The organism is Vibrio sp. 1457, assembly GCF_033340195.1.
GTDB classification, from domain to species: domain Bacteria; phylum Pseudomonadota; class Gammaproteobacteria; order Enterobacterales; family Vibrionaceae; genus Vibrio; species Vibrio alginolyticus.
The window spans coordinates 59,685-84,487 of sequence record NZ_JAWOWA010000002.1 but is presented as its reverse complement, the minus strand read 5'-3'; the positions used below and the strand labels follow the sequence as shown (position 1 = coordinate 84,487).

Annotated in this window: 19 protein-coding genes and 1 pseudogene; 11 read left to right on the top strand and 9 right to left on the bottom strand. The window is 44.3% G+C overall.

Annotated features, from left to right (window positions below):
• The first annotated feature begins 115 nt into the window (after positions 1-115).
• The 5 genes from R7Z41_RS02265 to R7Z41_RS02245 all read left to right on the top strand — a co-directional run bounded on the left by R7Z41_RS02265 (position 116) and on the right by R7Z41_RS02245 (position 5,842).
• Positions 116-1,240 (top strand): glycosyltransferase, encoded by a 1,125-nt coding sequence (locus R7Z41_RS02265; RefSeq protein WP_158173879.1) that lies wholly within the window; start codon positions 116-118, stop codon positions 1,238-1,240.
• Positions 1,237-2,670, top strand: coding sequence for a GumC family protein (locus R7Z41_RS02260; RefSeq protein WP_005377649.1), 1,434 nt, complete (start codon positions 1,237-1,239; stop codon positions 2,668-2,670). Before R7Z41_RS02265 ends, R7Z41_RS02260 begins: the two co-directional genes overlap by 4 nt.
• Before the next feature lie 221 nt (positions 2,671-2,891).
• Positions 2,892-4,010, top strand: coding sequence for a glycosyltransferase (locus R7Z41_RS02255; protein ID WP_195723096.1), 1,119 nt, complete (start codon positions 2,892-2,894; stop codon positions 4,008-4,010).
• A complete protein-coding gene (locus tag R7Z41_RS02250) occupies positions 4,003-5,193 on the top strand; it encodes a glycosyltransferase family 2 protein (RefSeq protein ID WP_042522924.1) in 1,191 nt (396 codons plus the stop codon). The genes R7Z41_RS02255 and R7Z41_RS02250 overlap by 8 nt, the downstream gene beginning before the upstream one ends.
• A 10-nt stretch (positions 5,194-5,203) precedes the next feature.
• Positions 5,204-5,842, top strand: a complete 639-nt coding sequence (locus tag R7Z41_RS02245) for a sugar transferase (protein ID WP_005394228.1) — start codon at positions 5,204-5,206, stop codon at positions 5,840-5,842.
• A 19-nt stretch (positions 5,843-5,861) separates the two neighbouring features.
• On the opposite strand, the gene R7Z41_RS02240 is transcribed toward R7Z41_RS02245, so the two are convergent.
• The 5 genes and pseudogenes from R7Z41_RS02240 to hrpA all read right to left on the bottom strand — a co-directional run bounded on the left by R7Z41_RS02240 (position 5,862) and on the right by hrpA (position 13,683).
• The gene (locus R7Z41_RS02240) at positions 5,862-6,251 is read right to left on the bottom strand and encodes an AAA family ATPase (protein WP_151514762.1); all 390 of its coding nucleotides are present in this window, start codon (positions 6,249-6,251) and stop codon (positions 5,862-5,864) included.
• Between the two features lie 126 nt (positions 6,252-6,377).
• Positions 6,378-7,958, bottom strand: coding sequence for a BCCT family transporter (locus R7Z41_RS02235; RefSeq protein WP_005377659.1), 1,581 nt, complete (start codon positions 7,956-7,958; stop codon positions 6,378-6,380).
• Between the two features lie 362 nt (positions 7,959-8,320).
• Positions 8,321-8,824 (bottom strand): annotated as a pseudogene (locus tag R7Z41_RS02230) (outer membrane beta-barrel protein); the annotation flags it as partial.
• Positions 8,825-9,034: 210 nt separating this feature from the next.
• The gene (locus R7Z41_RS02225) at positions 9,035-9,514 is read right to left on the bottom strand and encodes an outer membrane beta-barrel protein (protein ID WP_021033871.1); all 480 of its coding nucleotides are present in this window, start codon (positions 9,512-9,514) and stop codon (positions 9,035-9,037) included.
• Between the two features lie 182 nt (positions 9,515-9,696).
• The gene (hrpA, locus tag R7Z41_RS02220; protein ID WP_395219502.1) at positions 9,697-13,683 is read right to left on the bottom strand and encodes an ATP-dependent RNA helicase HrpA; all 3,987 of its coding nucleotides are present in this window, start codon (positions 13,681-13,683) and stop codon (positions 9,697-9,699) included.
• Positions 13,684-13,868: 185 nt separating this feature from the next.
• Here hrpA and R7Z41_RS02215 point away from each other — a divergent pair, with 185 nt between their 5' ends.
• Entirely contained in the window at positions 13,869-14,453 is a 585-nt protein-coding gene (locus tag R7Z41_RS02215) for an FMN-dependent NADH-azoreductase (RefSeq protein ID WP_025766683.1), read from the top strand.
• Positions 14,454-14,547: 94 nt separating this feature from the next.
• Here the strand turns inward: R7Z41_RS02215 and R7Z41_RS02210 are convergent, their stop codons facing one another.
• Both R7Z41_RS02210 and R7Z41_RS02205 read right to left on the bottom strand, forming a co-directional pair.
• Entirely contained in the window at positions 14,548-14,835 is a 288-nt protein-coding gene (locus R7Z41_RS02210) for a hypothetical protein (RefSeq protein WP_225477713.1), read from the bottom strand.
• Between the two features lie 164 nt (positions 14,836-14,999).
• Positions 15,000-16,304, bottom strand: coding sequence for a MipA/OmpV family protein (locus R7Z41_RS02205; protein ID WP_054574175.1), 1,305 nt, complete (start codon positions 16,302-16,304; stop codon positions 15,000-15,002).
• A gap of 235 nt (positions 16,305-16,539) precedes the next feature.
• Between R7Z41_RS02205 and R7Z41_RS02200 the strand changes: the two genes are divergently transcribed.
• The 3 genes from R7Z41_RS02200 to R7Z41_RS02190 all read left to right on the top strand — a co-directional run bounded on the left by R7Z41_RS02200 (position 16,540) and on the right by R7Z41_RS02190 (position 19,465).
• A complete protein-coding gene (locus R7Z41_RS02200) occupies positions 16,540-16,884 on the top strand; it encodes a hypothetical protein (RefSeq protein WP_158173877.1) in 345 nt (114 codons plus the stop codon).
• A 9-nt stretch (positions 16,885-16,893) separates the two neighbouring features.
• Positions 16,894-18,834 carry an alkaline phosphatase D family protein gene (locus tag R7Z41_RS02195; RefSeq protein WP_025766686.1) on the top strand — a complete coding sequence of 647 codons (1,941 nt, stop codon included), beginning with the start codon at positions 16,894-16,896 and terminating at the stop codon, positions 18,832-18,834.
• Between the two features lie 190 nt (positions 18,835-19,024).
• Positions 19,025-19,465, top strand: coding sequence for a TerB family tellurite resistance protein (locus R7Z41_RS02190; protein ID WP_017820644.1), 441 nt, complete (start codon positions 19,025-19,027; stop codon positions 19,463-19,465).
• A gap of 241 nt (positions 19,466-19,706) precedes the next feature.
• Here R7Z41_RS02190 and R7Z41_RS02185 read toward each other — a convergent pair whose 3' ends face one another.
• Both R7Z41_RS02185 and R7Z41_RS02180 read right to left on the bottom strand, forming a co-directional pair.
• Positions 19,707-20,237 carry a 3'-5' exonuclease gene (locus R7Z41_RS02185; RefSeq protein WP_005377684.1) on the bottom strand — a complete coding sequence of 177 codons (531 nt, stop codon included), beginning with the start codon at positions 20,235-20,237 and terminating at the stop codon, positions 19,707-19,709.
• Positions 20,238-20,320: 83 nt separating this feature from the next.
• Positions 20,321-21,862 carry a sensor domain-containing diguanylate cyclase gene (locus tag R7Z41_RS02180; RefSeq protein WP_005377686.1) on the bottom strand — a complete coding sequence of 514 codons (1,542 nt, stop codon included), beginning with the start codon at positions 21,860-21,862 and terminating at the stop codon, positions 20,321-20,323.
• Positions 21,863-22,153: 291 nt separating this feature from the next.
• Between R7Z41_RS02180 and R7Z41_RS02175 the strand changes: the two genes are divergently transcribed.
• Entirely contained in the window at positions 22,154-22,786 is a 633-nt protein-coding gene (locus R7Z41_RS02175; protein WP_017634945.1) for a DUF2760 domain-containing protein, read from the top strand.
• Positions 22,786-24,750, top strand: coding sequence for an Hsp70 family protein (locus tag R7Z41_RS02170; protein ID WP_206970831.1), 1,965 nt, complete (start codon positions 22,786-22,788; stop codon positions 24,748-24,750). Before R7Z41_RS02175 ends, R7Z41_RS02170 begins: the two co-directional genes overlap by 1 nt.
• The last annotated feature ends 53 nt before the right edge of the window (positions 24,751-24,803 follow it).

The window sequence follows — 24,803 nt, the reverse complement described above, 5'->3', positions numbered from 1 at the left end:
TTTCAAACATAAACAAAACCCATAACTCACTGTTTTAAAATGGCTAATTCCTTGGCACGCATTGTGATTACTCACTTAATTAGTAATCAAATAACCAAGACTCAAGGAGAGCCACATGACGGACATCGTAGTATTTGGAGAAGATTTTGGTGGGTTACCCTCTTCCACTCAGCATATTGTCAAGCAACTAGCAGCGAACCATCGAATCCTTTGGGTTAACTCCATTGGCCTTCGTCAACCTAAGCTGGATTCTAAAGACATACAGCGTGCGTTAAACAAACTCACTCGTGTATTTCATAACGTAGGCTCACACAAGCCAACATTGGACTCTGAAACAAACCCAAACATTCACATCATCAACTTGCTCACCATTCCTGCCCCTAGTTCTGCATTAGCAAGAAAAGTGGCCGCTAAGATGATGAAACACCAACTCAATAAACAATTACAAGCTCTTGGTTTTGATAAGCCTGTATTTTGGACGTCGCTCCCGACTGCTGCCGATCTTTGTGCAGAAATGAACCCACGTGGACTGATTTACTATTGTGGCGATGACTTTAGCGCTTTAGCTGGTGTTGACCACGACACGGTGGCCAAGCACGAACGTACTCTTGTTAATGCGGCCAGCGTTATCTTTACGGCAAGCGAAACACTCTCCACCAAATTTCCATCTGGTAAAACCGTCACTTTGCCTCACGGTGTCGACTTTAGTCTGTTTTCTGAGCCAGCACCTAAGGCTGAAGATTTTCCTAATAATGGTCGCAAAGTGCTGGGCTTTTATGGCAGTTTGTCTGAATGGTTAGACTACGACTTAATTGCCCAAGTCGCAGACCAAGCGCCTGACTGGGATCTCGTGTTCATCGGCCCTAACGAGTTCAGTGATAATCCACTTCCACAAAGATGCAACGTATACTACCTGGGCCCGAGAGCGCATCACACTCTGCCACGTTACTCCCAACACTGGGATGCCAGTTGGTTGCCCTTTGTTGATAACGCTCAAGTCAAGGCATGTAATCCGCTTAAACTTCTTGAGTACTTGGCAACAGGAACCCCTGTTATCAGCACACCGTTTCCTGCATTAATGCCCTACAAGCATATGCTACATGTAGTTCAAAATTTAGAAGACGTATGTGCCAGTCTCGATCACTTGATCCCACCCCCAGCAAACTCAAAGCAATATGTTCAACAGCAAAGCTGGGAAGCAAGAGCCAACCAAGTTGAGAAATTAGTGAGGGCGCTATGAACGATTTAAGAGAAAACCTCAGCGTACTGTTACATGGAGCTTGGAGACGTCGCTACATGATCGTTATTCCTATGCTTGTATTGCCTGTGCTGGGTTTCATCGTAAGTAAACTGGTTCCGACGACTTATGTTGCTCATACCAGCATGCTTATTCAAGAGACAGCGAAAATGAACCCGTTCCTTCAAGACCTTGCCGTCTCAACAATGCTTAAAGACCGATTGAGCGCACTCAGTACTCTGCTAAAAAGCCGACACGTTTTGTATTCTGTCGCAAAAGAACAATCGCTGATCAATGACGAGATGAGTGCAAAAGAGCAAGAGTTCATCATAAAAGATCTTGCGTCGCGCCTGTCTGTTCAGCCACTCGGTAAAGACTTCATTCAAATTCAATTGCAAAGTGGTAAATCAGAAGGAATGGAGTCGATGCTGCTGTCTGTCAGAGAGCATTTTGTCGAACAGCTTTTGGCTCCTGAGCGTTCTTCGATTAAAGATTCGAGCCATTTTTTGACTATCCATATCAACAAACGCAGGGAAGAACTAGACAAGGCAGAGCAAGCCTTTGCAGAGTATAAAAATACTTACTCAGACGCGACGCCCGAAATGCAAGCTCAAAGCCTTACTCGCCTTGCTAGCCTCAAACAAACGCTAGCCGAAAAGGAGGCGGAGCTTGCTGGTGTTTCACGAAGTCTAGGCAGTTTGGATCAACAACTATCCAAAACGAACCCGGTTATCGGTAAACTGGAAGAGCAAATCATCGACATTCGTAGTGAACTTACCCTGCTTCGCGCTAAATACACAGAGGCGCATAGTTTAGTGCAAGGTAAGTTGCGAGAATTAAACCGGTTGGAGCAGGAACGCTCGGTACTCTTGAACTCTAAACAACCAGAACTAAACAGTGCTCAACTATGGGATATCGCGAGCAATACCACAGTAAACAGTCTTGGCGAAGCACAGCCTCTACTTGTCTCCCAACTACATCAATTACAAATGATGCGCGGACGTTTTGAAGCACTTACGGAAGAAACCAACAGCTTGCGAGACATGATCCAAGAATTAGAGCGAAATGCGCACCAATTTGGGAGCACGGCAACAGAAATCAACCGCTTAGCTCGTGACGTCGCAGTGAAGAGAGAAATGTATGACGAACTCGTCGAACGCTATGAGATGGCCCAACTAACAGGCTCTTTGGGAGAGTTTGAAGAGAATAAGCGCGTAAAAATCATTGATGAACCGTTCACGCCAACGATTCCAACTAACTTACCTAGTTTTGTATTTGTCATTTTAGGATTTATTGGTGGCGCTGGTTTAGGCATTGGATTAGCGACGATACTTGAGTTAGCCGATAACTCTATCCGCTCTAAAAGAGCATTAGAAAAACACCTTGGTGTTCCTGTCATCACCACTTTACCTAACGTAGTGTACGGAAACTAACCGCCATAAGAACTCATTTACAAGCACTCGGTCTGCGAGTGCTTTTCTTTTACTACTGCCTTATACAGCCTCATAGCATGTCCACTAATATGAATCTCAAATTGAGAATAAACATAAAGTCTCACAAGCATCAATATTAACTTATTGTTTTTAAATGATTAATTTTTTGGCACGCAGTCTGCAACTCCTAAATAAACAAAGAACTCAACGAGGGTTTGAAAATGGAATTCAGACAAAAACACAATAACACTAAGCACAGCAAAAAAGTGATATTACACGTCGTGCAACACTTAGCTCCTGGTGGTTTAGAAACGCTCGTACTAGAAATGCTTCGTTTTGCGCAGCCAAACCATTCCGTTTTTGTCGTGAGCTTAGAAGGAAGCAAAGAACATGCACTACAAGGCTGGCAAAAACTATTGCCCTACCAAGGCCAACTGCACTTTCTTAATAAGAAACCTGGATTCAGCGGAAAAACCATCAGTACGCTGACTTCCATGCTCAAAGGACTTAAGCCTGACGTGGTCCACACCCATCATATCGGCCCACTTCTGTATGGTGGTATTGCTGCACGTTTAGCGCACGTACCTGTAGTGATTCATACCGAGCACGACGCATGGCACCTTAATAACAAAAAATCAGCTCGACTACAGTCCCTTTTGCTAACGATGATTCGCCCGCAAGTAGTTGCCGATGCTAACTTTGTCGCCCATCAAATACAGACTAAGTTAAAGTATCGCAAAATTTGTACTATCCATAACGGGATTGACTGTCAGAAGTTTAAAAGCGGTGACCAAACGGCAACAAGACACTTGTTTGAACTTCCAACCGACAAAATCGTGATTGGCGTTGCCGGGCGTCTAGAAGCAGTTAAAGGCCATAAAGTGCTTATCGAAGCATTCTCTCATCTTACGCCAAACACACACCTAGCCATTGCTGGAGATGGTTCTCAGCGAGCTCAATTGGAAGCACAAGTTAGAACGTTAAAACTTGAAGATCGAGTAACTTTTTTAGGCTTGGTCGACGATATGCCCAGCTTTTACCAAAGCCTAGACTTGTTTTGCTTACCATCACTTCAAGAGGGATTTCCTCTCTCAACCCTCGAGGCTCAAGCATGTGACATTCCTTGCGTCGCGACGGATGTTGGCGGCGTGAAAGAGACGCTCTGTCCGAACAACAGCACACTGGTTGAAGCAAATCGCGTGTTTTCGTTGGCCGAAGCGTTATCACAGCAACTGGAATCATCACACCATTCTCCTCGAACTTTTATTCTCAAACACTTTGATATCAGAGACATGGTGAGTCGCTACTCACGTTTGGCCAAGGAGGCTAGCTATGAATGATTTACTTTGGATTATAGGGTTTGGTTTATCCGCGTTTTTGATTGTCTATCATCACGTTGGGTACCCACTGCTCCTTAAGTGGCTTCCTTTAAAACAGCAAGACGAAACCAAAGCACCATTTGTAGAGCGAGCTTACAAAGCCTCCAAAACAGACAGCCAGCTACCCTCTATTACTGTCATCGTGCCCGCCTACAATGAAGAACAATGGATAGCAGAGAAGATCCGTAACCTTGCGAGCCTAGACTACCCGAGGGATAAATTAAGAGTAGTGATCGCATGTGATGGCTGCACAGATAACACAGCCGAGATTGCTCAAGCGACAATTCAAGAAGCAATCTGCTCTGATACTCTGTTCATTATTAATGATCACCAAGTCAATCGCGGTAAAGTTGCCCTACTCAACGAAGAAATGCGTCATGTTAGCTCGGACATTACCGCACTGAGTGACACGTCGGCATTGATTTCTTGCGATTCTCTATTGCTAGCTAGTCAGCATTATCAAAATGAGAACGTTGGAGTGGTTAACGCAACATATCAAATAATGAGCACTGATAACCAAGGTGAAGCGGCGTATTGGCAATACCAGTCTCGAGTAAAGCACCAAGAATCTTTGTTAGGTTCAACGATTGGTTCCCACGGTGCGTTTTACACTTTCAGAACTCACTTATTTGAACCACTGGAAGTTAGCACCATTAATGACGACTTTATTCTCCCTATGAGAATCGTTTTGCGAGGCTATAGCGCTATTTACGAGCCAAACATGCTGGCTCTTGAACTAGAACAGAGCTCAGACAACGCAGATTTCAAGCGGCGCCTAAGAATTTCAGCGGGTAACATGCAGCAGCTCATGCAATTAAAGAAATTACTGCTACCTCGTTATCGTGGCACTGCCTTTGCATTTCTATCGGGAAAGGTTCTGCGCTTAGCAACACCCTATTTGATGATTGTTTGCTTTATTTGCTCACTACTACTGGCACACAATCCGCTGTTTCAAGTAATGCTGTCCGCACAAGTTGGTATTTATAGCATCGCGCTTATCACTTACTTGATGCCAGCACTTAACACAATTAAACCTTTTAAGCTGATTAGCTACATCGTCATTGGTCATCTCGCCAACTTTATCGGCGGTATGAAGTATTTACTCGGAATGGAAAATGGACGTTGGAAACGCGTCAACCAATAAGGAAAGCATCATGAAAAACTCACGCTACGATTCAAATGTATGCCACGCGAAAAGAACGTTTGATGTACTGGTTGCAATGTTTATTTTGCTCGTCACTGCACCGCTATTCCCATTTATCGCGCTAGCTATAAAAATCACATCGAAAGGCCCAGTGATCTATCGTCAACTGCGTGTTGGGCGCTGTACACCAGAAAAAATGGATCTTTTTCAAATCATGAAGTTTCGCACCATGTATATTGATGCAGAGCAACGCTCTGGCGCAGTATGGGCAACTGAAAATGATCCCCGCATCACGCCAGTAGGACGCTTTTTACGCAAAACGCGTTTAGATGAACTACCTCAACTGTTTAATGTGTTGAGAGGTGAAATGTCGATGATTGGACCGCGCCCAGAACGCCCAGCTTTCTACCAGAAATTGGAAGATGAAATCCCCTATTTTGTAGAGCGCACATATGGCGTGTTACCAGGTATCACAGGCTTAGCTCAGGTTAACCAAGGCTATGATGCATGCATTGAAGATGTAAGACGCAAAGTTGGGTTTGACCACAGTTACGCACTAAGCTTAGGTTCGTTTTACTCTTGGATTTCAATGGACCTTTCAATCATGAGCAAAACATTCGTTGTGATGATTGACGGACGAGGTCAATAGCTTCCGGTTCTGGTAACAGTCACTCTTGCCACTGGCGGCGCATCTTTTCTATCGTCGCTGGTGGCACGTCATGAATGCTTTGATACGCTCCGTGACACACTTTAATTTCCACCTCGATGCGCTTCTTCATGCAGTAGTCCATGTAACGCTTCATCTCCCAATGTCGAACAAACGTATTGCTCACAATCACGACTTTCCCTTTGTTCAACCACTTTCTAGTTTGCTGAAAACACCACTCATGCGCTTGAGGTAATTGAACCGGTTCAAAGTGATAATCACCTTCATCATTTTCAAAATACATGTCAGCTTCAAAATGCTTAGCACCAAGCTCTATTGCCAGTTGTTTTGCTAAGGTTGTTTTACCTGAACCCGGAAGTCCACGAATAAGAATGAGTTTAGCCAGTGACATAATGCAGTTTAATGAGGTGGAAATAAGCCTAAACTGTAACGAAATTATTGGAAAAGAAAAGTAGAAATAAAAAATGCCGAGCACATAAGGCTCGGCATTTAAACTCAATCATGGATCGCGTTGTATTTATTTGTAAGCTGGCAGTTCAGTTCTTAACCCTTTCACCAAACTGACACACATCAACAGCAGAACAAAAGTAAACGGTAATCCTGTTGCAACAACGCCTGATTGCAATGCTTGCAGGGCTTCTTTACCACCAACCCAAAGCATTACGGCTGCAATTGCACCTTCAATACACGCCCAGAAAATGCGTTGCGGTACTGGTGCATCAATCTTACCACCGGCGGTAATACTATCGATAACCAGCGAGCCAGAGTCTGACGATGTAATAAAGAATACCAGAATCAGCACGATAGAAAGCATTGAAATCACTGAGCTGTACGGAAGCGCATCGTAAACATGGAACAGAGTCAATGAAATATCAGTTAGGCCATTTGCACCTAGCTCACCAACTTTATTCACCACTTGGTCAAGCGCGATACCACCAAACACAGACATCCAAATCAAAGTAACAACTGTAGGAATAACGATGACTGCGAATAAGAATTCTCGAACCGTACGACCTTTAGACACACGCGCGATAAACATACCAACAAACGGTGACCAAGATACCCACCAAGCCCAGTAGAATACCGTCCAGCCGTGCATCCAAGTTTCATCTTCACGACCGTGAGGGTTACTCAATGGAATAATATTTTCAATGTAAGCCATTGTTGTGTCGCGTAGCGAGCTCCACGCCGTATCAAACGTGATGAAGGTAATGAAAATAAGCAGCGCAAACGCAACCACCATATTGACGTTACTCAGTAGCTTAACACCACCATCAATGCCACGAATCACTGATAACACCGCGATAAAGGTAACGAAGGTGATCACAATCATTTGTGTACCAATGCCGCCTTCTAGACCAAAGACATGGTTAATACCACTGGTCGCCTGCTGAGCACCTAGACCTAGCGACGTTGCAAGACCAAATAGCGTCGACAAAACGGCAAGGATATCAATAACGTGACCTAACCAACCCCATGCACGGTCACCAAAAATTGGATAGAACGCCGCGCGCAATGAAAGTGGTAAACCTTTGTTAAAGGCAAAAAACGCTAATGCTAGTGCAACGAGTGCGTAAATACTCCAACCATGCACACCCCAGTGGAACATAGTGGCACCCATCGCAAGGGATTTTGCTTCTTCGGTGTATGGTACTGCGTTAAGTGGCATTCCCCACCAATCAGTGAAATACGCGGTCGGCTCAGCCACACTCCAGAACAGAAGACCAATACCCATACCCGCGGCGAAAAGCATCGACAACCAAGAAACGGTTGAGTGATCCGGCGTTGCTTCTTTGCCACCTAAGCGGATTTTACCTAGCGGAGAAAAAAGAAGAGCAACGGCGAACAATAAGAAGAAGTTTGTCGACCACATAAAAAACGCATCAAACTGTTCGATAATTCCGTTTTTTAGACCGTTTAATACGTCACGAGCAGTGGTTGGCTCAACAAGAAGAAGTGAAATCAGACAGAAAACAACGAGCCCCGCACTAATGCCAAAAACCGGGTTATGTATATCGAATCCCCACTTTTGAACGTTATCCTGTCCAACCTGATAATCGGTTGTATCAATACTATATTTTTTAAATGCATTATCCATAAATACAAATTTAACGTGAATTTGAAACGCCCCTCAGGTGAGAAGAACTCCAATACCGCCCTCCATTAATTTGAACTCTAAAGTTTTAAAGCGGGACAAATTTTAGCAGCAATCACATATTTTTGCAAAAAGTCGTGATTTATTGCATTTTAAGCTCAATTCGAGACAGATGAAGGGGGAATAATATCAACACAAAAATTATGAGGTCTAACGATTGATTTTGTCGTAGGTTGTAGACTAGAAAAGACACAAGAAAGACTTAAGTTCATAGCCAGTCACAGCGCAAATAGAGAAGACCTGCGCTGATTTGGTTTCACAATTAACGACGAAACCAAATCAGCAAACCTTTCATCCAGCGAGCGTTATAAGAAATGGAAGGTGATGTTCCCTGTTACGCTGCTAACGGTATCGCTATCGCCTTCAATATCCACGCCAAACGCTTGATAACTCGCGCCCACAGACACATTGTCAAGCAAGAAGTATTCGGCACCAACACCATACATGTAAGAGACGCCATCATCTTTGTCTAAGTTTCTCAGTCCGCCGTCATAATCAACGTTGAATGCATTGATGCCGCCTTTTGCGTAAACGTGTAACGGGCCGAAGTCGATACTAGGTTTCGCCGCTAAATAGAATGAATCAAAATCAGCACTACCCCTGCTGCCACTCAAAGATAAATCCACTTTGCCGTGGTTAAAGTAGCCTGCTTCAATGCCAATGAATGGCAAAATACCAGTACCGACATGAATACCATAAGTTGTATCATTTTCGCTGTCGATATCGGACTGACCAATTTGACCACCAGCGTAAATCCAAGAGTCAGCCATTGCTGACGTTGAGCACAACGTTAGAGCGAATAACGAGAGTGTTTTTTCATACTATCCCTTCCTGATCGATTCCTAAGCGAAACATTACGCAAATATGCGCATTTAATCGCCACTATATATTGGAAAGCATAGGCATTTTAAGACTCTAAAAGTGAATAATTTATGTTCAACTTTTGTTTTGTGACTTCCAGACAAAAAAACACCGACATAAAGCCGGTGTGTTTCATATGGTGTTAGAAAGCTTGACGCTTATAGGAAATGTAGTGTTGCGTTAACAGAGAACGTGCTGATATCGTCTTTACCAGCAGTGTAGTTCATGTAGCTAGCACCAACAGACATTGGGCCAAAAATGAAGTACTCAGCACCCACACCGTACATTAGGTCCAAATCGTCATCGTCTTTGCCGCCTTTCACTTTTTTGTCCCACTGATGGAAACCACCTTTTGCGTACACGTGTAGCGGACCGAAGTCGATGCTTGGCTTAAGTGCTGCGTAGTAAGAAGTTAGCTTAGTGTCTTGACCATTTACGTTGAACTCACCGTGTTGTGTTACACCAGCTTCAACACCAATGATAGGTAGAATGCCTGTACCAACGTGAACAGAGTATGATGTGTCCGTTTCACCTTTGTAGTCAGACTGACCTACTGTTGCACCACCGTAAATCCAAGAATCCGCCATTGCCGCAGAAGATGCGCCAAGTAGCGCCACTGCTAATAGAGTTTTTTTCATCATCTACCTTTACTCTTTATTATTCCCACGTCTGCATAACTCAGTCGTTGGTACTACAAATAAAGGGAGGCGAACTATTGCCTCCCAGAACTAAAAAATAATGCTTATTGAGTTACTAGCAATTAGTGTACCAGCAACTTCTTAAGCGATAATTACAAATCTGACACTATTTTACTGGTTGATTAGCAAGCATCAATCGCGTTTTTGACTCGTTTATCAGAAACAGGATAAGGAGTGCCTAATTGTTGAGCAAAGTAACTCACGCGAAGTTCTTCAATCATCCAACGCACTTCTTTTACATTTTCAGGAATGGCCACACCTTTCGGGATCTTGTTCAGCAACTCTTTATAGTCTTGAGTCACAGATTCAATCTTCAGCATATGTAAACGATCTTTGTTTGGATCGATTGGCAACTTCTCCATACGACGCTCTATCGCGCGCATGTAGCGAAGAATATCCGGCAAGCGCTTCCAGCCACATTCCGTTGCAAAGCCTTTGAAGATCAAGCCTTCAATTTGTGCTTTGATATCGGACAGAGCAAACGCCATTGTGAAGTCGATCTTGCCTTTTAGCTTCTTATTGATGCTAAACGCCGTGGTCAGAATAGTCTCAACCTGTTGAGCGATCTCTACAACGGTGTCACCCAATTCAGCACGAACGTGTTCTTTCAATGCTTCGAACTTCTCTGGCTCCCAAACTAAACCACCCTGCTCTTCAATAAGCTTATCGACACCGCAGGCAATGCAGTCATCTATCAGATCAAGCACTTTGCCGTAAGGGTTAAAATACAACCCCAACTTCGATTTGTTCGGTAAGTTAGCGTGCAAATATTTAATTGGAGACGGTACATTCAACAAAATCAAACGACGCTGGCCAGCGCGCATTGCGGTGATCTGCTCGTACTCCGTTTCGTAGAGTTTGATTTCAACGCTGTCTTTGGTATCAACAAGCGCCGGATACGCTTTTACATCGTAGCCGCCACGTTTTTGTTGATACACTTTCGGCAATTCTCCAAAACTCCACGTATGCAGACCTTGCTGTTCGATATCGTCATCCGCAACTTTGGAAAGCGTTTCTTGAACTTTGTCTTTCAAACTTTCTTTCAGTTCATGAAGGTCTTTGTTTTCCTTCAGTTTACGATTTCGGTGATCAACCGCACGAAACGTGACTTTCAAGTGCTCAGGTACTTGTTCCAAGTTCCAGTCTTCACGCAGCACTTCTACGCCCGTCATGCGTCGCAACTCTTTCTCCAATGAATCTAACAGCGGAGCTTCCATTGGCGTAACGCGCGCTAAGAATGCATCGGCATAGTTCGGCGCAGGCACAAAGTTCTTACGAATTGTCTTTGGCAACGATTTAATCAAGCTAACCACAAGCTCATGGCGTAAACCTGGGATCTGCCAGTCAAAGCCCGCTGGTTCAACTTGGTTTAAAATCGGCAACGGCAAATGCACTGTGACACCGTCACTATCATCGCCTGGTTCAAATTGGTAACTCAATTTGAGCTTCAAACCATTTTGATGCCAGAAGTTCGGGTAATCCAAATCGGTCACATGGCTAGCATCACCCTTGAATAGCATCTCTTTTTCAAAGTTCAGCAGTTCCGGATTTTCTTTAGATGCCTTTTTCCACCACGTATCGAAATGCTTACCAGACACCACTTCGGTGCCAACGCGTTGGTCATAGAAATCAAACAGCTCATCATCATCCACTAAGATGTCTCGACGACGAGATTTATGCTCAAGCTCTTCCACTTCTTGCAGAAGCTTACGGTTTTGCTTAAAGAACGCGTGTTTGGTTTCCCATTCACCCTCAACCAATGCACTACGAATGAAGATTTCGCGACTTATGGTCGAATCGATACTGCCGTAGTTGACCAAGCGTTTCGGTACGATTGGTACGCCGTAAAGCATGACTTTTTCGTGCGCCATCACCGCAGCGCGTTTCTTCGACCAATGTGGTTCGCTGTAACTGCGTTTAATAAGGTGTTTAGCTAACGGCTCAATCCATTCTGGCTGAATCTTTGCGATGATACGACCCCAAAGTTTTGAGGTTTCCACCAACTCAGCAGACATGATCCACTTAGGCTGTTTCTTGAATAGACCTGATGCAGGGAAGATATGGAAACGAGCATTACGCGCGCCTTGATATTCATTCTTTTCTTGGTCTTTCATGCCGATGTGCGACAGCAAACCAACCAAAATGGCACTGTGTACGCCATGGTAAGAAGCGGGCTCGTCGTTAAGCTTGAACTCCATCTCACGCATCGACTGATGAATTTGGAAGTACACGTCTTGCCACTCGCGAACGCGCAAGTAGTTCAAATAGTCTTGCTTACACTGTTTGCGGAACTGATTGCTAGACAAGGCTTTTTGCTGCTTTTGGATGTATTCCCACAAATTCACAAATGTCAGGAAGTCCGACTCTTCATGGAAGAAGCGACGATGTTTATCGTCTGAAGATTGTTGTTTGTCGGAAGGACGCTCGCGTGGATCTTGAATCGACAAGGCAGCTGCGATGATCATCACTTCTTTAAGCGCACCATATTTTGGCGCTTCCAATACCATACGCGCCAAGCGCGGATCGATTGGCAAACGCGCTAATTGGCGACCAATGGAAGTCAGGCGCTTTTTCGGGTCTTTTACCTCAGAGTTAATCGCACCAAGCTCTTCCAGCAAACGCACGCCGTCTTGGATGTTACGTTTATCCGGTGCTTCCACAAACGGAAACGCTTGAATATCACCCAAACCAAGTGCCGTCATTTGCAAGATAACCGACGCTAGATTGGTACGTAGGATTTCAGGATCAGTAAACTCTGGGCGTGACTCAAAATCTTCCTCTGAGTACAGACGAATACAAATACCCTCTTCCACACGACCACAACGACCTTTTCGCTGGTTCGCACTCGCCTGAGAAACTGGCTCAATTGGAAGACGCTGAACCTTAGTACGGTAACTGTATCGACTGATACGCGCCGTACCCGGGTCGATAACGTACTTAATGCCCGGAACAGTTAGCGAGGTTTCTGCCACGTTGGTTGCCAGTACAATTCGGCGACCAGTATGAGGTTGGAAAATCTTATTCTGCTCACCTGCCGACAAACGCGCGTAAAGCGGCACAATTTCCGTGCTCTTCAGATTACGTTTGGACAATGCATCTGCGGTATCACGGATTTCACGTTCACCGTTCATGAAAATCAGGATGTCACCTAAACCTTCATCGCACAGTTCGTCTACCGCTTCGAAGATGCCTTCAAGCTGGTCACGATCATTGTCGTCATCACCGCTTAGTGGGCGGTAACGTGTTTCTACTGGGTAAGTACGACCCGATACTTCAATGATTGGTGCATTGTTGAAGTGTTTTGAGAAGCGTTCTGGGTCGATGGTTGCCGACGTGATGATCACTTTCAAATCAGGACGACGTGGCAGCAACTCTTTCAAGTAACCCAAGATGAAATCGATGTTAAGGCTGCGCTCGTGCGCTTCATCGATAATGATGGTGTCGTATTGATTCAAGAAACGGTCATGCTGAATTTCAGCCAACAAGATACCGTCCGTCATCAATTTGATTTGGGTATTTTCAGAGATCTGATCGTTGAATCGAACCTTGTAACCAACAAACTCACCAAGCTTGGTTTCCATCTCTTCGGCAATACGGTTAGCAACCGAACGCGCTGCAAGACGACGAGGCTGAGTATGACCAATCAGGCCAAATTTACCGCGACCAAGCTCAGCACAGATTTTTGGTAGCTGAGTGGTTTTACCAGAACCGGTTTCACCCGCGACGATAACCACTTGGTTTTCTTCGATCGCTTTCGCAATATCGTCGCGTTTTTGGCTTACAGGCAGGATTTCTGGGTATTCAATCGTTGGTTTGTAGTTGCTGCGCTGCTCTGCAACCATCATGGATTTTGCGATGTCTAATGCGATTTCGTCGAACACAGCATTACGCGCTGCGTCCTTCTTAATTTTGCTTGCACCAGAAATACGTTTACTCAAGCGGAAACGGTCGCGCATCATGCACTGATTCAGCGCTTTACGCAGAGATGCCGCGCTATTAACTTGAGCCTGAGGTGTTTGAGCTTGTTTCGCTGTCGCTTTTTGCGCACCATTTGACGGTGTCGCTTGCTCTTCAGATAGATTCTTTTTTGGGGGCTGTGACGAAGTCAAAGCGTTTCCTATTCTTTTCATTACAAAAACTGCGCGGATTGTATCACACAAGATCTGTAACAAGATAACCGAAAGCTCATTCAATTTTTTCGAACATGTTCAGCGAATCGCTAGGCTTTTGAACTCACTTACGTTGCTTATAATGGCTCCCATAGTCGAAAGCACTTATTTAAGGAATAACCATTATGTCTCGTGTACTAGCTCTAAAATCAAGCATCCTTGGCGATTACTCTCAATCAAACAAATTGGTTGAAGACTTCATCAAAAATGTAGACCAAGACAAGCTTACTGTTCGTGATTTGGCTGCAAACCCGCTACCTGTTTTGGACTTCGCCGTTGCGACTGCACTGCGCGCTACGGAAGATCTTTCACAAGAACAGCAAGCGGTGGTCGACTTGTCTGACACCCTTATTGAAGAAGTAAAGGCCGCAGACACTTTGGTTATTGCCGCTCCAATGTACAACTTTACCATCCCGACTCAGCTTAAAAACTGGATTGATTTGATTGCTCGTGCAGGCGTGACATTCAAATACACAGAAAACGGCGTTCAAGGTTTGATTGAAGGTAAAAAGGCGATTGTAATAACGACTCGTGGTGGTATTCATAAAGATTCACCAACTGACAACGTTACGCCATACCTACGCACTGTACTGGGTTTTGTAGGAATCACTGATGTAGAATTTGTTTACGCAGAAGCGCTAAACATGGGTGAAGATGCAGCTGCAAAAGGCATTTCAGAAGCGCAAAGCCAACTTGCAACAATGGCGTAAGTTAGAATAAACCAGAATACAAAAGGGATTGGTTCGCGCCAATCCCTTTTTAGATCAAGATGCCTTGATCGTATTTATAGGGTCGCTTACATCGTCAAAGACGATTCATTTTCTCCAAGTTACGTATTGCATCGAGGTAGACTTTTTCTAAAGACCGCTCAGCTTCGCATATCATGTTCTCGATCATCGCATTAAACGCGACATCGCTACGCACTTCTATATTGTCTCCCGCCTTAACGTCAAGAGAGTTGACGTACAACACCAACCATTCATCGCCCTCCAAGTGCCCTTCTCCGTGAATGGCAAAAAAGCGTTTGGCAAATTCAGCGTTGGTACAATTTATCGCTTCAATTTGAAGATTGAATGAGGAGTCGATACTCATGGTGCTTATGCCATCCGATTCATCAGATGCATCACAAACAGCCTTAACTCTGGCACGATATACGAAATTTCTCGTTGAAAGCAGCATAGTATTATTCATCATTACTCATAATGGGCGATAAATAAGTCAGTTGCAAATCCGACCTATATACATCTCGCGATGCGCTAAAACTCGAACTGGAAATAAATAGTATTGTAGTTGCTCCCACCTTTAATTCGCCCAAACTGGGAAGCGCTTTCAAAAATCGCCGAGCGGTGATGCAATGAATAGCCCACCCACATATTGTTCCAGCTCTTTTGGTTGAAGAGATCGCCTACATTGACATCAAACGAGAAATCTAGGTAGTTGAGCAACTTGCTTGGTGTATAACCCTTGTCTTCCATTTCTGTGCCTTCAATATAGGTAATGCTATCAATGTATGACACACCTTCCGCTACACCAAATCGCCAAGTCGTAGGCCAATTAACCGTATAATAAGCCTTAATCGCCATGACGTATTCTGTGCTCGCAGACTGAACACTGGACGACCAGTGATGAACCAACCCTGGCGTTAAATAAATATCAAGAGGAAAACCAAACAGCTCATCCGTTAATGGATGCCCATAAAACAATGAAGTAAGTTGATTGTCGTATGGGTCTTTTTCTCTCTCAAAGCTAAATATTTCACCGATGTTCGAAGGCGTCGCCCAACCATGCGCAATACGTAGATATGCTTTATTGCTCAGTGTCGGTTTCGGAACTTTGCTTTGATCGTTGAAAAAGCCAAAACCGACAAACACTTCTCCCTGATATCGATCTTCTACAAGCTGACTGTTGTAGGCGTTATCATCTAAGCGAGTAACACTCGTCTCACCCAGTAAATACAAATTTGAAGTTACATGGTAACGCGCTTTAATACCAAGATTGGTGTCAAGTCCAGCTCCAATTCTCTCGCCAGTAATATCCTTAAAGGAATAATATTCACTATTGAAATCAGCGTCTTTGTATCGAATCGTAATCGATGGCTCTAATTCCCAATCCCCAAATACATAATTGGCAGCAAGGCGGTAATTAGAGTGAAACTGGAGTTCGTCGTCCGTCATCAGCTCTACTTCTGCGCGCCAATTGTCGTTAATGCTATAACGCACTTGCCCACCGAAATCGACTCTGTCTCCTTCATTAGCATTTTGTAGCGACATGGGAATATCGACAAATCTCAATCGCATGAGTGCGCTCGCGCGCCAGTCGGAATCACTCTCGTTATGCAAAAAAGCGCCACCTTCAATGCCATTGATATACACATGTTCGTTTTCAAAGAACATCATTGGTACAAATGTACTCACCGTAGAGTCATTATCGGCGGTATAAAACGGAATCGATGCTGTGCGATACATCGCAGCAATCCCCCACGTTTGTTCTTCTGCACCATGCGCAGAAGAAACTGCCGCAGCTAAAGGTAAAGCGAGTGTTGTTAGAATTAATCTCTTCATGAGTTCGAAAAATGTTGGTTGAGAAGCAGGCAAACATCAATGATTTGCCATTAAAAGCTTATGTTCTGCTGATGATAGCCGTTACAATGGAAAATGTTGTCATCCTCGTGACAGTTTGAGTCCCAAGATCATATTAATATTGCACGACTAGGTGAGCTTGTTTGCGAATATTTTACCATTACAACAAGCGCTTAAACTCTAGCTTAGTTCTAAATCAAACATAATGAAGTAAAAAGTGAAAGCATCAGAACTCATCTCTACCTTGAATCATTTACCCGCAGACACAGACATTGTGATGGGAGAAGCATGGCTGCCAGAGAGGTTGATAGGGACTCAACTCGATGGTGACATGTTGTTTTTGCACTTTGATAATGCACCAGAAGATGGTCAAGGTGACGAAGAAGGGCGTGGCTTCGTCGAACACGAAATCGACCTAATTAGAACTCGGCTTCAGCAAATTTTGGATGAAGACAGTAATAACGCGTCAAAAGCCGATGCGATGCTTGGTTTGTTCCTTATGGGACATGAACTTAGTAGCTCGCAAGTTATCGAAATATTAGAAGAAGAAGCTGACACATAAGGAGCCGTTTTGCCAGCATTGATGAACACGACTGAAATTTCTTCACTTCCTCTTGTCGTTGCAGGTCCGATCCTACGTAAAGTGACCGCAACTGAAATCAATATTTGGCTAGTCACCACCCAACGCTTGGAGGGTATGGTGCAAATTACGGATGAAAATGCCTCCATCCTTTATCAAGCCCCTTTAAGTGAACAAAAAGAACAGCTTCAAATCGGCCTCAATGCGTGGTGTTGCTTACTTAAATTAGAAGGCGAGTTTCCAACCCATCAAGCGTTACGCTATCAAATAAAAACGCAATATGGATTAGTGACGGAACTGCTCCCTCACCTGACTTATGAGCGAGATAATACGCCAAACTTGGGTATTGAGTTCCTCGTTAGTGAAAAAGCGGATTATCTCCTACATGGCTCTTGCCGTAATCCCCATCACTTCAGTGATGATACATTGGTCGCTGCGGATCATAAAATCGCGTCTCAATCCATTGAAGAAAGACCGGATATGCTCATCATGAGTGGTGATCAAATCTATGCAGACCATGTTGCAGGCCCCACTCTCGATGCCATTGAGCAAGTCATAGCTTTATTGGGTTTGCCAGGCGAAGAATTCGATCAAGCTCCGATAAAAAATACCAATGAGCTCTACCAACACCCTGCTTGCTATTATGGTCGAGATAAATTGTTGCCTCATTATGTGAGTGATGACAGTTTACTAAGTAAGTTTTTTCCACACCGAGGGACACCAATATTCAGCGCCAAAGAGTGTGAGAATCACCTAATAAGCTTTGCTGAGTGCTTTGCAATGTACTTATTGGTTTGGTCTCCGACCTTGTGGAAGCTTGTTCGAACGGATCGTTTGTTAGAAAACGAATTTACTGTCGGCGGAGAAGTTCTTGAACCCAAATGGCAGCAGCAATGGCGCGAAGAAAAAAAGCAAATTGATAAATTCGTCGCAGGTCTGGACAAGGTTCAACGCTTACTCGCTCACATTCCAACCTATATGATTTTTGATGATCACGATGTCACCGACGATTGGAATCTCACCATAGGCTGGGAACAAGCCGCATACAGCAACACGTTTGCAAAACGCATTATCGGTAATAGCTTGATTGCTTACTGGCTTTGCCAAGGTTGGGGAAATGCGCCAGAAAAATTCAATGATGAATTTATGAGCCTCGCTCAACGCTTTATCGATGAGCGAACCTCGCAAACCCAAGATGCATTTATTCAATATTTGTATCGCTTTGAGAATTGGCACTACACTATTCCTACGACACCAAAAGTTGTCGTGCTAGATACACGAACCAGACGCTGGCGTTCTGAGTCTAAAATGAACAAACCTTCTGGCTTAATGGACTGGGAAGCGATGATTGAGTTCCATCAGGAGCTCGTGCATCAAGACAAGGTTGTTATTGTTTCTGCCGCGCCAATGTTTGGTGTGAAATTTATCGAAGCACTACAACGTGTGGTGACCATGCTTGGTAAACCATTGATGGTTGATGCTGAAAACTGGATGGCTCACCCCGGAAGTGCGAATACTCTTATTAGTATTTTCACACACACAAAGACACCAACTAACTTTGTTATTCTCTCTGGCGACGTGCACTACTCTTTTGCATACGATATTAAGCTCCGCTATCGAAAAAACAGTCCGAATATCTATCAAATCACCTGTAGTGGAATTAAAAATCAGTTCCCTACACAACTGCTCAATATGTGTGATGGCCTAGATAGACTGCTATACAGCCCTCGCTCACCTTTAAACTGGTTCACAAAACGTAAACGACTCAAGATTTACAAACGCGCACCAAGTACGCACAACTTTTATCGCTTGGTTAACCATAGTGCCATTGGTGAGCTACGCCTTGATGATGAAGGCAAACCAAGTCAAATTAGTATTCTGACGAGTGATGGTGACGAAGTTCATTTTCCACCGACACGTGCTGAAAGCTGAGTATCAATCCCAAAATGACTTGCCCTTTGTAAGAGGCAAGTCACCTTGAACTAACTCAGGAGTTTAGGTTTTTTTGGGGAGAAAGTGGCCGTTCTTAAATGTCAACGGCGTGCTAAATTTGGTATCGCACCTTGAGATCTTCCGTATTTATTACCATGTTAACCAAATAAACAATAGCTCGGTGTTCATTATGTTTAATTCTCTCACATCATTATTTAAACAACTCATTGATGGCTCTGATTTAAGCCAAACCAACACACTTTCCCCTAACATGGCTATCGCGTGTTTGCTTTGTGAAGTTTCTGGCGCAGACCATAGTGTCGATGATAGAGAACAAGAAACAAAGCGCTCTTTATTGATGAAACTGCTTTCGTTAAATGAAGAGGAATCAAATACTTTGTTAGAGCAAGCGCAACAGAAAATAAAAGATTCCGCTTCGCTGTACGACTTTACCTCTCAACTAAGAGAACTGACTCAAGAAACTCGTTACAACTTAATCAAAAGCATGTGGGAAGTCGCTTACGCAGACGGCGAAATTGACCCGCTAGAAGACGCGGTGATCCGTAAAACAGCAGAGCTACTCTATGTTGATCACAGCGAGTTCATTCGAGCGAAGTTACAGTCTCAGTAAAGTGACGAGATGAGTATATAAGTCGCTGGCTAACTCTAAGCTACCCCTAGAATGACAACAGATATCGCTTCTGTAGCCATAAAAAAACGCGCACTCTGCGCGTTTTTCAATAAGCCAACGACATTGTTATTAAAATACTGGTCAAGGTATGTGTTTAGCTCTTTCCACACTAAACAGACTGCATGACAAAACAACAATGGTTGGATGATTATTTAATTACAAGCTAGCTAGGTTCGAATAACTAAAACATGGTCAAAGCAAGCTTAGCTAAGTTATATGCATCTACATAGCCAGAGTGTTGACGCCCTTCCCAGTCTATTCCTTTTGCTTCTTGAGCGGCTCGATGGCCTATACGTTTATCTTTAAGACGATTTTGAATACGGTAGAGTGTCGCTAAGTTGATGAACTCTGTGAACGGTGCTTCAATACCTTTTTGCTTACACTCTTCTAGAAGAATGAGGTCATCTCGCCCCCAAGATGCAAAGATTTTGTTGCGACCACCGAAGTTCTTAACCATGGATTTAAGCACTTCTTCTAGTGGGCGTCCTTGTTTTTCAATCTTACGTGGTGTGATGCCCGTTAACTCAGCGCAAAATAGAGAGACTTCATCGTGTTCTGGTTTCACGTAGTATTGAGCACGCTTGACTATCTCACCTTTAGACAAATCTATTTCAGCTAACCCCACTTCGATAATTTCACCCGTGCTGCCGACGCCATTTTCGTTCCAGCAACACATTTCTAAATCGAAGCATACAATACGGTTATGGTTCATAGTTTGCCTTGGTTCCTAACATAAAAATTTAAAGCGTGCGATTCTATCGTAACACGGCGTAAAACTCGAATTTGTGCGCCCATTTAATCGCCGATCGACACATTATTACGGCCGTTTTTTTTACTCAAATAGAGTTGACTATCCATTTTGTGATACAAGCTCTCAGGATCTTCTTCTTTATGGATAACCGCACCGATACTCAACGTACAGATGATTGACGCATCACCATAATCAAAAGCCGTACTTGCCACAACACTCCGTAATTTTTCTAGGTAAGCTTCTAGCACTGCTCTATCAATGACTTTAGAAATAATACAAAACTCGTCACCACCAGCTCGGTAAAACTTATCTCCCGGTTTTAAATTAGCACTGACCAGCTTAGTGACATGTTGTAACGCTTCATCTCCACCTAAATGGCCGTGTTTGTCATTAATCACTTTGAAGTGGTCGATATCAAAACCAACCAAGGCGAAGTTAACACCTTTGTTTATCTGATTAAGCAAATGATCGTTGAATGCTCGGCGATTCAGTAGTTGAGTTAGAGGGTCTCGCTCTGCCATTCTTTTTAATTCAACAGTTTTGAGCTCCAACATGACCGCTAAGCGCTCTTTTTCTCGAGACTGTAAATTCACAATCCAACTGATCAAAAAGGCGATTACCAATCCGGCTAGCGTCGTGCCCGCTAAAATAGAACGCTCCCAAGCTGAGACTGCGTCAGAAAGCTTAAAGTCAATACGCCATTCACGGTTAGGCAGTTGAATGGTCCGGCTTATAACCGTTCCTCGAATGTTGTCCCAGCTCGCACTTTGAAAGAGAACAGGGTCATCTGCTGCGTCGAATCCCAAGTCTTCTACGCGCACCGACATATCGAGCTCCGTCGCGGTTTTCGTAATCAAATCCTCAAAGTAAACCGTACTTCGGATAACGCCGGTCACTACTCCTAATAAATATTTGTTCTCGAAGTCGAACACTGGATGGAACACCAGCAACCCAGTCTTAGGTATGGACTTGTCATAACCATCTTGCAGTAAGCGAACTTTATCCGAGACATTCGCTCGCCCATTTTCGGAAATATCATCCAAGATTAAATCGAAGCGTTTACGCGAAAAATAGAAACCCAATAGAGAAAGGTTTTCCGGTGTTCTTGGGTAGATATCCGACGCGATAAAAATTGGCTCATTGTGTTCAAAAATGTACCCGTAGGTTTTGGGACCATCTTTAGGAACGGTAAACGGTTGGAAGTTTGGAAATTTTTGACGGGTCTTTAAAATATGTTCATCAAGATCTTCGAATTCGACCTTTTGCATCCATTGAAGCCCAATGAGACTTCGTGAGCTATTAATCACTTGTTCCGCATACATGGGAAACGATGGCCAATAGCTTCGCTCAATCGAATGGAAAAAGTTTGCGCCCGCACCAATGAACTTTAGATCATTCTCGACGTTTGCTTTAAGTGATTCTGCTTGTCGGTCGGCTAAAGTATCAAACGTAGTCTGTGTATACCGTTGCTGCATTGTATAAGCAGCACCAACTACACCAGCAGTGACACATAAAGTCGCCAAAAAAGCTAAAATAGAGTCTGAATGTCGTTTTATAAAGCTCTTATGAGCGGTGCTTTGTGTCATATCGTAATTTTTGATACTTCCGTAAGTTAAACTTCGGGATCTATTGAAATACTGCGTTAGCAATGCACAAACATCAAGCAACAACCTATATTGGGGAGTCTGATCGTCGATTTTTCACGCTGTTCGTACGGTATAGTCACGAATTATTACAGCCTTAAGCCTTGAATATGCTACCATCCGTCATCATTTTAATGTCTAAACTTGGTGCAAGATCGCAAAGACGATCGTTTTAGTGAACAAATATGAGCCAATACTGAGCACCAATAAATCAATAGAAAGAGAAAAAACGTCATGAACATTGATTTGAACCTAATTCCTCAAACGTTCGATATGCTTCACGCTGGCCTAACCGCATCGAGCGTTTTGCTTCTTCTAGTTGCAGTGTCGCGCAAATCAAAAGTGGTCGAGAAAGTGGTAGAAAAACCGGTCGAGAAAATCGTCGAGGTTGAGAAACCAGTTGAGAAGATCGTTGAAGTAGAAAAAGTAGTGGAAGTAGAGAAAGTCGTAGAGCGTGTTGTAGAAGTTGAATCAAAACTTGCAACAGCATCAACGGACTCTGCAATGCAGCTGCTTTCTATCATGCAACAAGAAGCTCGTCTGATTGACTTCCTAAAAGAAGACCTAACGTCATTCTCTGATGAAGAAGTAGGCGCAGCCGCTCGCGTAATCCACACTGGCGGTCAGAAAGTACTGAACGACTACGTGACGCTAGCGCACGTTCGTAACGAAGACGAAGAAACTCGCATTACGGTTGAAGAAGGCTTCAACCCACAAGAAATCCGCCTAACTGGCAACGTAACAGGCAGCGCGCCATTCAACGGCACGCTAGTTCACAAAGGTTGGAAAGCAACATCAATGACGTTGCCTAAACTTGCTGAGAACTACGATGCATCTGTGATCGCTCCAGCTGAGGTTGAGCTGTAATGGAACACATGAACCAAGAAAACCATTCTCAAGAAGCGTCTGTTGAAACTCAACAGACGCCTAAATTCAGTGTTGGTATCGACTTAGGTACAACACACTGTGTGATGTCTTTTGTTGATACACACAACGAGGACGCTCGCGTTGAAGTGATGCCTATCCCGCAGTTGACTGCGCCGGGCACGGTAGAGACTCGCAGCCAATTAGGATCTTTCCTATACCAGCCGCACGAGCACGAAATGAACCCGCAATCACGCGTTCTTCCGTGGTCGAGCGAGCCAAAAGCTCTGGTTGGTGCAATTGCACGTAACCTAGGTTCGAAAACGCCAATTCGCCTTGTTGCAAGTGCGAAATCTTGGCTTTGCCACGCTGGTGTGAATCGTCGTGATGCCTTCCTACCAGCAGGTAGCCCAGAAGAAGTGGAAAAAGTATCCCCTCTTCGTGCGACAGAGCTTTACCTAGAGCACCTAAAAGATGCTTGGAATCACACCAATCCAAATCACAACCTTGCCGATCAAGACGTAACTATTACAGTTCCTGCTTCTTTTGATCCTGCTGCTCGCGATCTAACTGCAGAAGCAGCACGCAACGTTGGCTTTGTGCACCTAACGCTTCTAGAAGAGCCACAAGCTGCGCTTTACAACTGGATCGACAACAGTAACGACAAATGGCGTGATGAAGTTGAAGTTGGCGACATCGTGCTTGTGGTCGATATCGGTGGTGGTACAACCGACCTTTCTTTGGTTGAAGTAACAGAAGACGAAGGCAACCTAACTCTGAACCGTATCGCGGTAGGTGAACATATCCTACTTGGCGGTGACAACATGGACCTTGCACTTGCGTACCGCTTGAAGATGAAGCTAGCGCAAGAAGGCAAAGAGCTACAGCCATGGCAAGTTCAGGCGATGACGCACGCATGTCGTGACGCTAAAGAAGCGCTATTGAACGACAGCGAGCTTCAGTCAGTGCCAATCGTTGTACCAAGTCGCGGTTCTAAACTGCTTGGTGCAACGCTGAAAACTGAACTGACTCAAGAAGAAGTACAACAAACATTAGTTGACGGTTTCTTCCCTCAAGTTGCGATTACCGATCACCCTGTTCAACGTAACCGTGGTGCACTAACGCAAATGGGTCTGCCTTACGCACAAGATGCAGGCATTACTCGTCACATTGCAGCGTTCTTGTCTAAGCAAGCCAATGCTCTTTCTGCTTCAGGAAATGGCGCAGAAGCAGCAGCTCAAGATTTCAACCCATTCGCTAACATGCCTGGTATGCCAGGTTCGGATGCAGCCCAATCAGCTGACTTCATCAAGCCAACAGCAATCCTATTCAACGGTGGTGTTCTGAAATCGAAACTTCTAGCAACTCGTCTAGAAGACACGATCAACGAATGGCTAATTGAAGCAGATGCTGAAATGGCAAAACGCCTAACAGGTGTGGATCTAGACCTTGCAGTTGCTAGCGGAGCGGCTTACTACGGCTCTGTGCGTCGTGGTCAAGGCGTTCGTATCCGCGGTGGTATTGCTTCGGCGTACTACGTGGGTATCGAAAGTGCGATGCCAGCGATTCCGGGCATGGCGCCTCCAATGGAAGCACTTTGTGTTGCACCATTTGGTATGGAAGAAGGTTCAAGCGTTGACGTACCAAGCCAAGAGTTTGGTTTGATCATCGGTCAGCCGGTTAACTTCCAATTCTTCGGCTCAACCGTTCGTCGTGATGACCTAGCGGGTACTCACCTAGACTACTGGGCACCAGAAGAGCTCGAAGAGCTACCAGAAATTCAAGTAACGCTGCCTGTATCTGAAGGTCGTCGTGAAGGTGAAGTGGTTCCGGTAACCCTAGCCTCTCGCGTCACAGAGCTTGGTACGCTTTACTTAGAAGCCATTGCCGCTGATAACGGTCAAAAATGGCATGTTGAGTTCGATGTGCGCGAAGACGCGAAAAGCAACTCAAACGAAGAAGAATAAATAGAAAATCAAACGGCATCCAATCGGGTGCCGTTTTTAAATACACGAAGGTT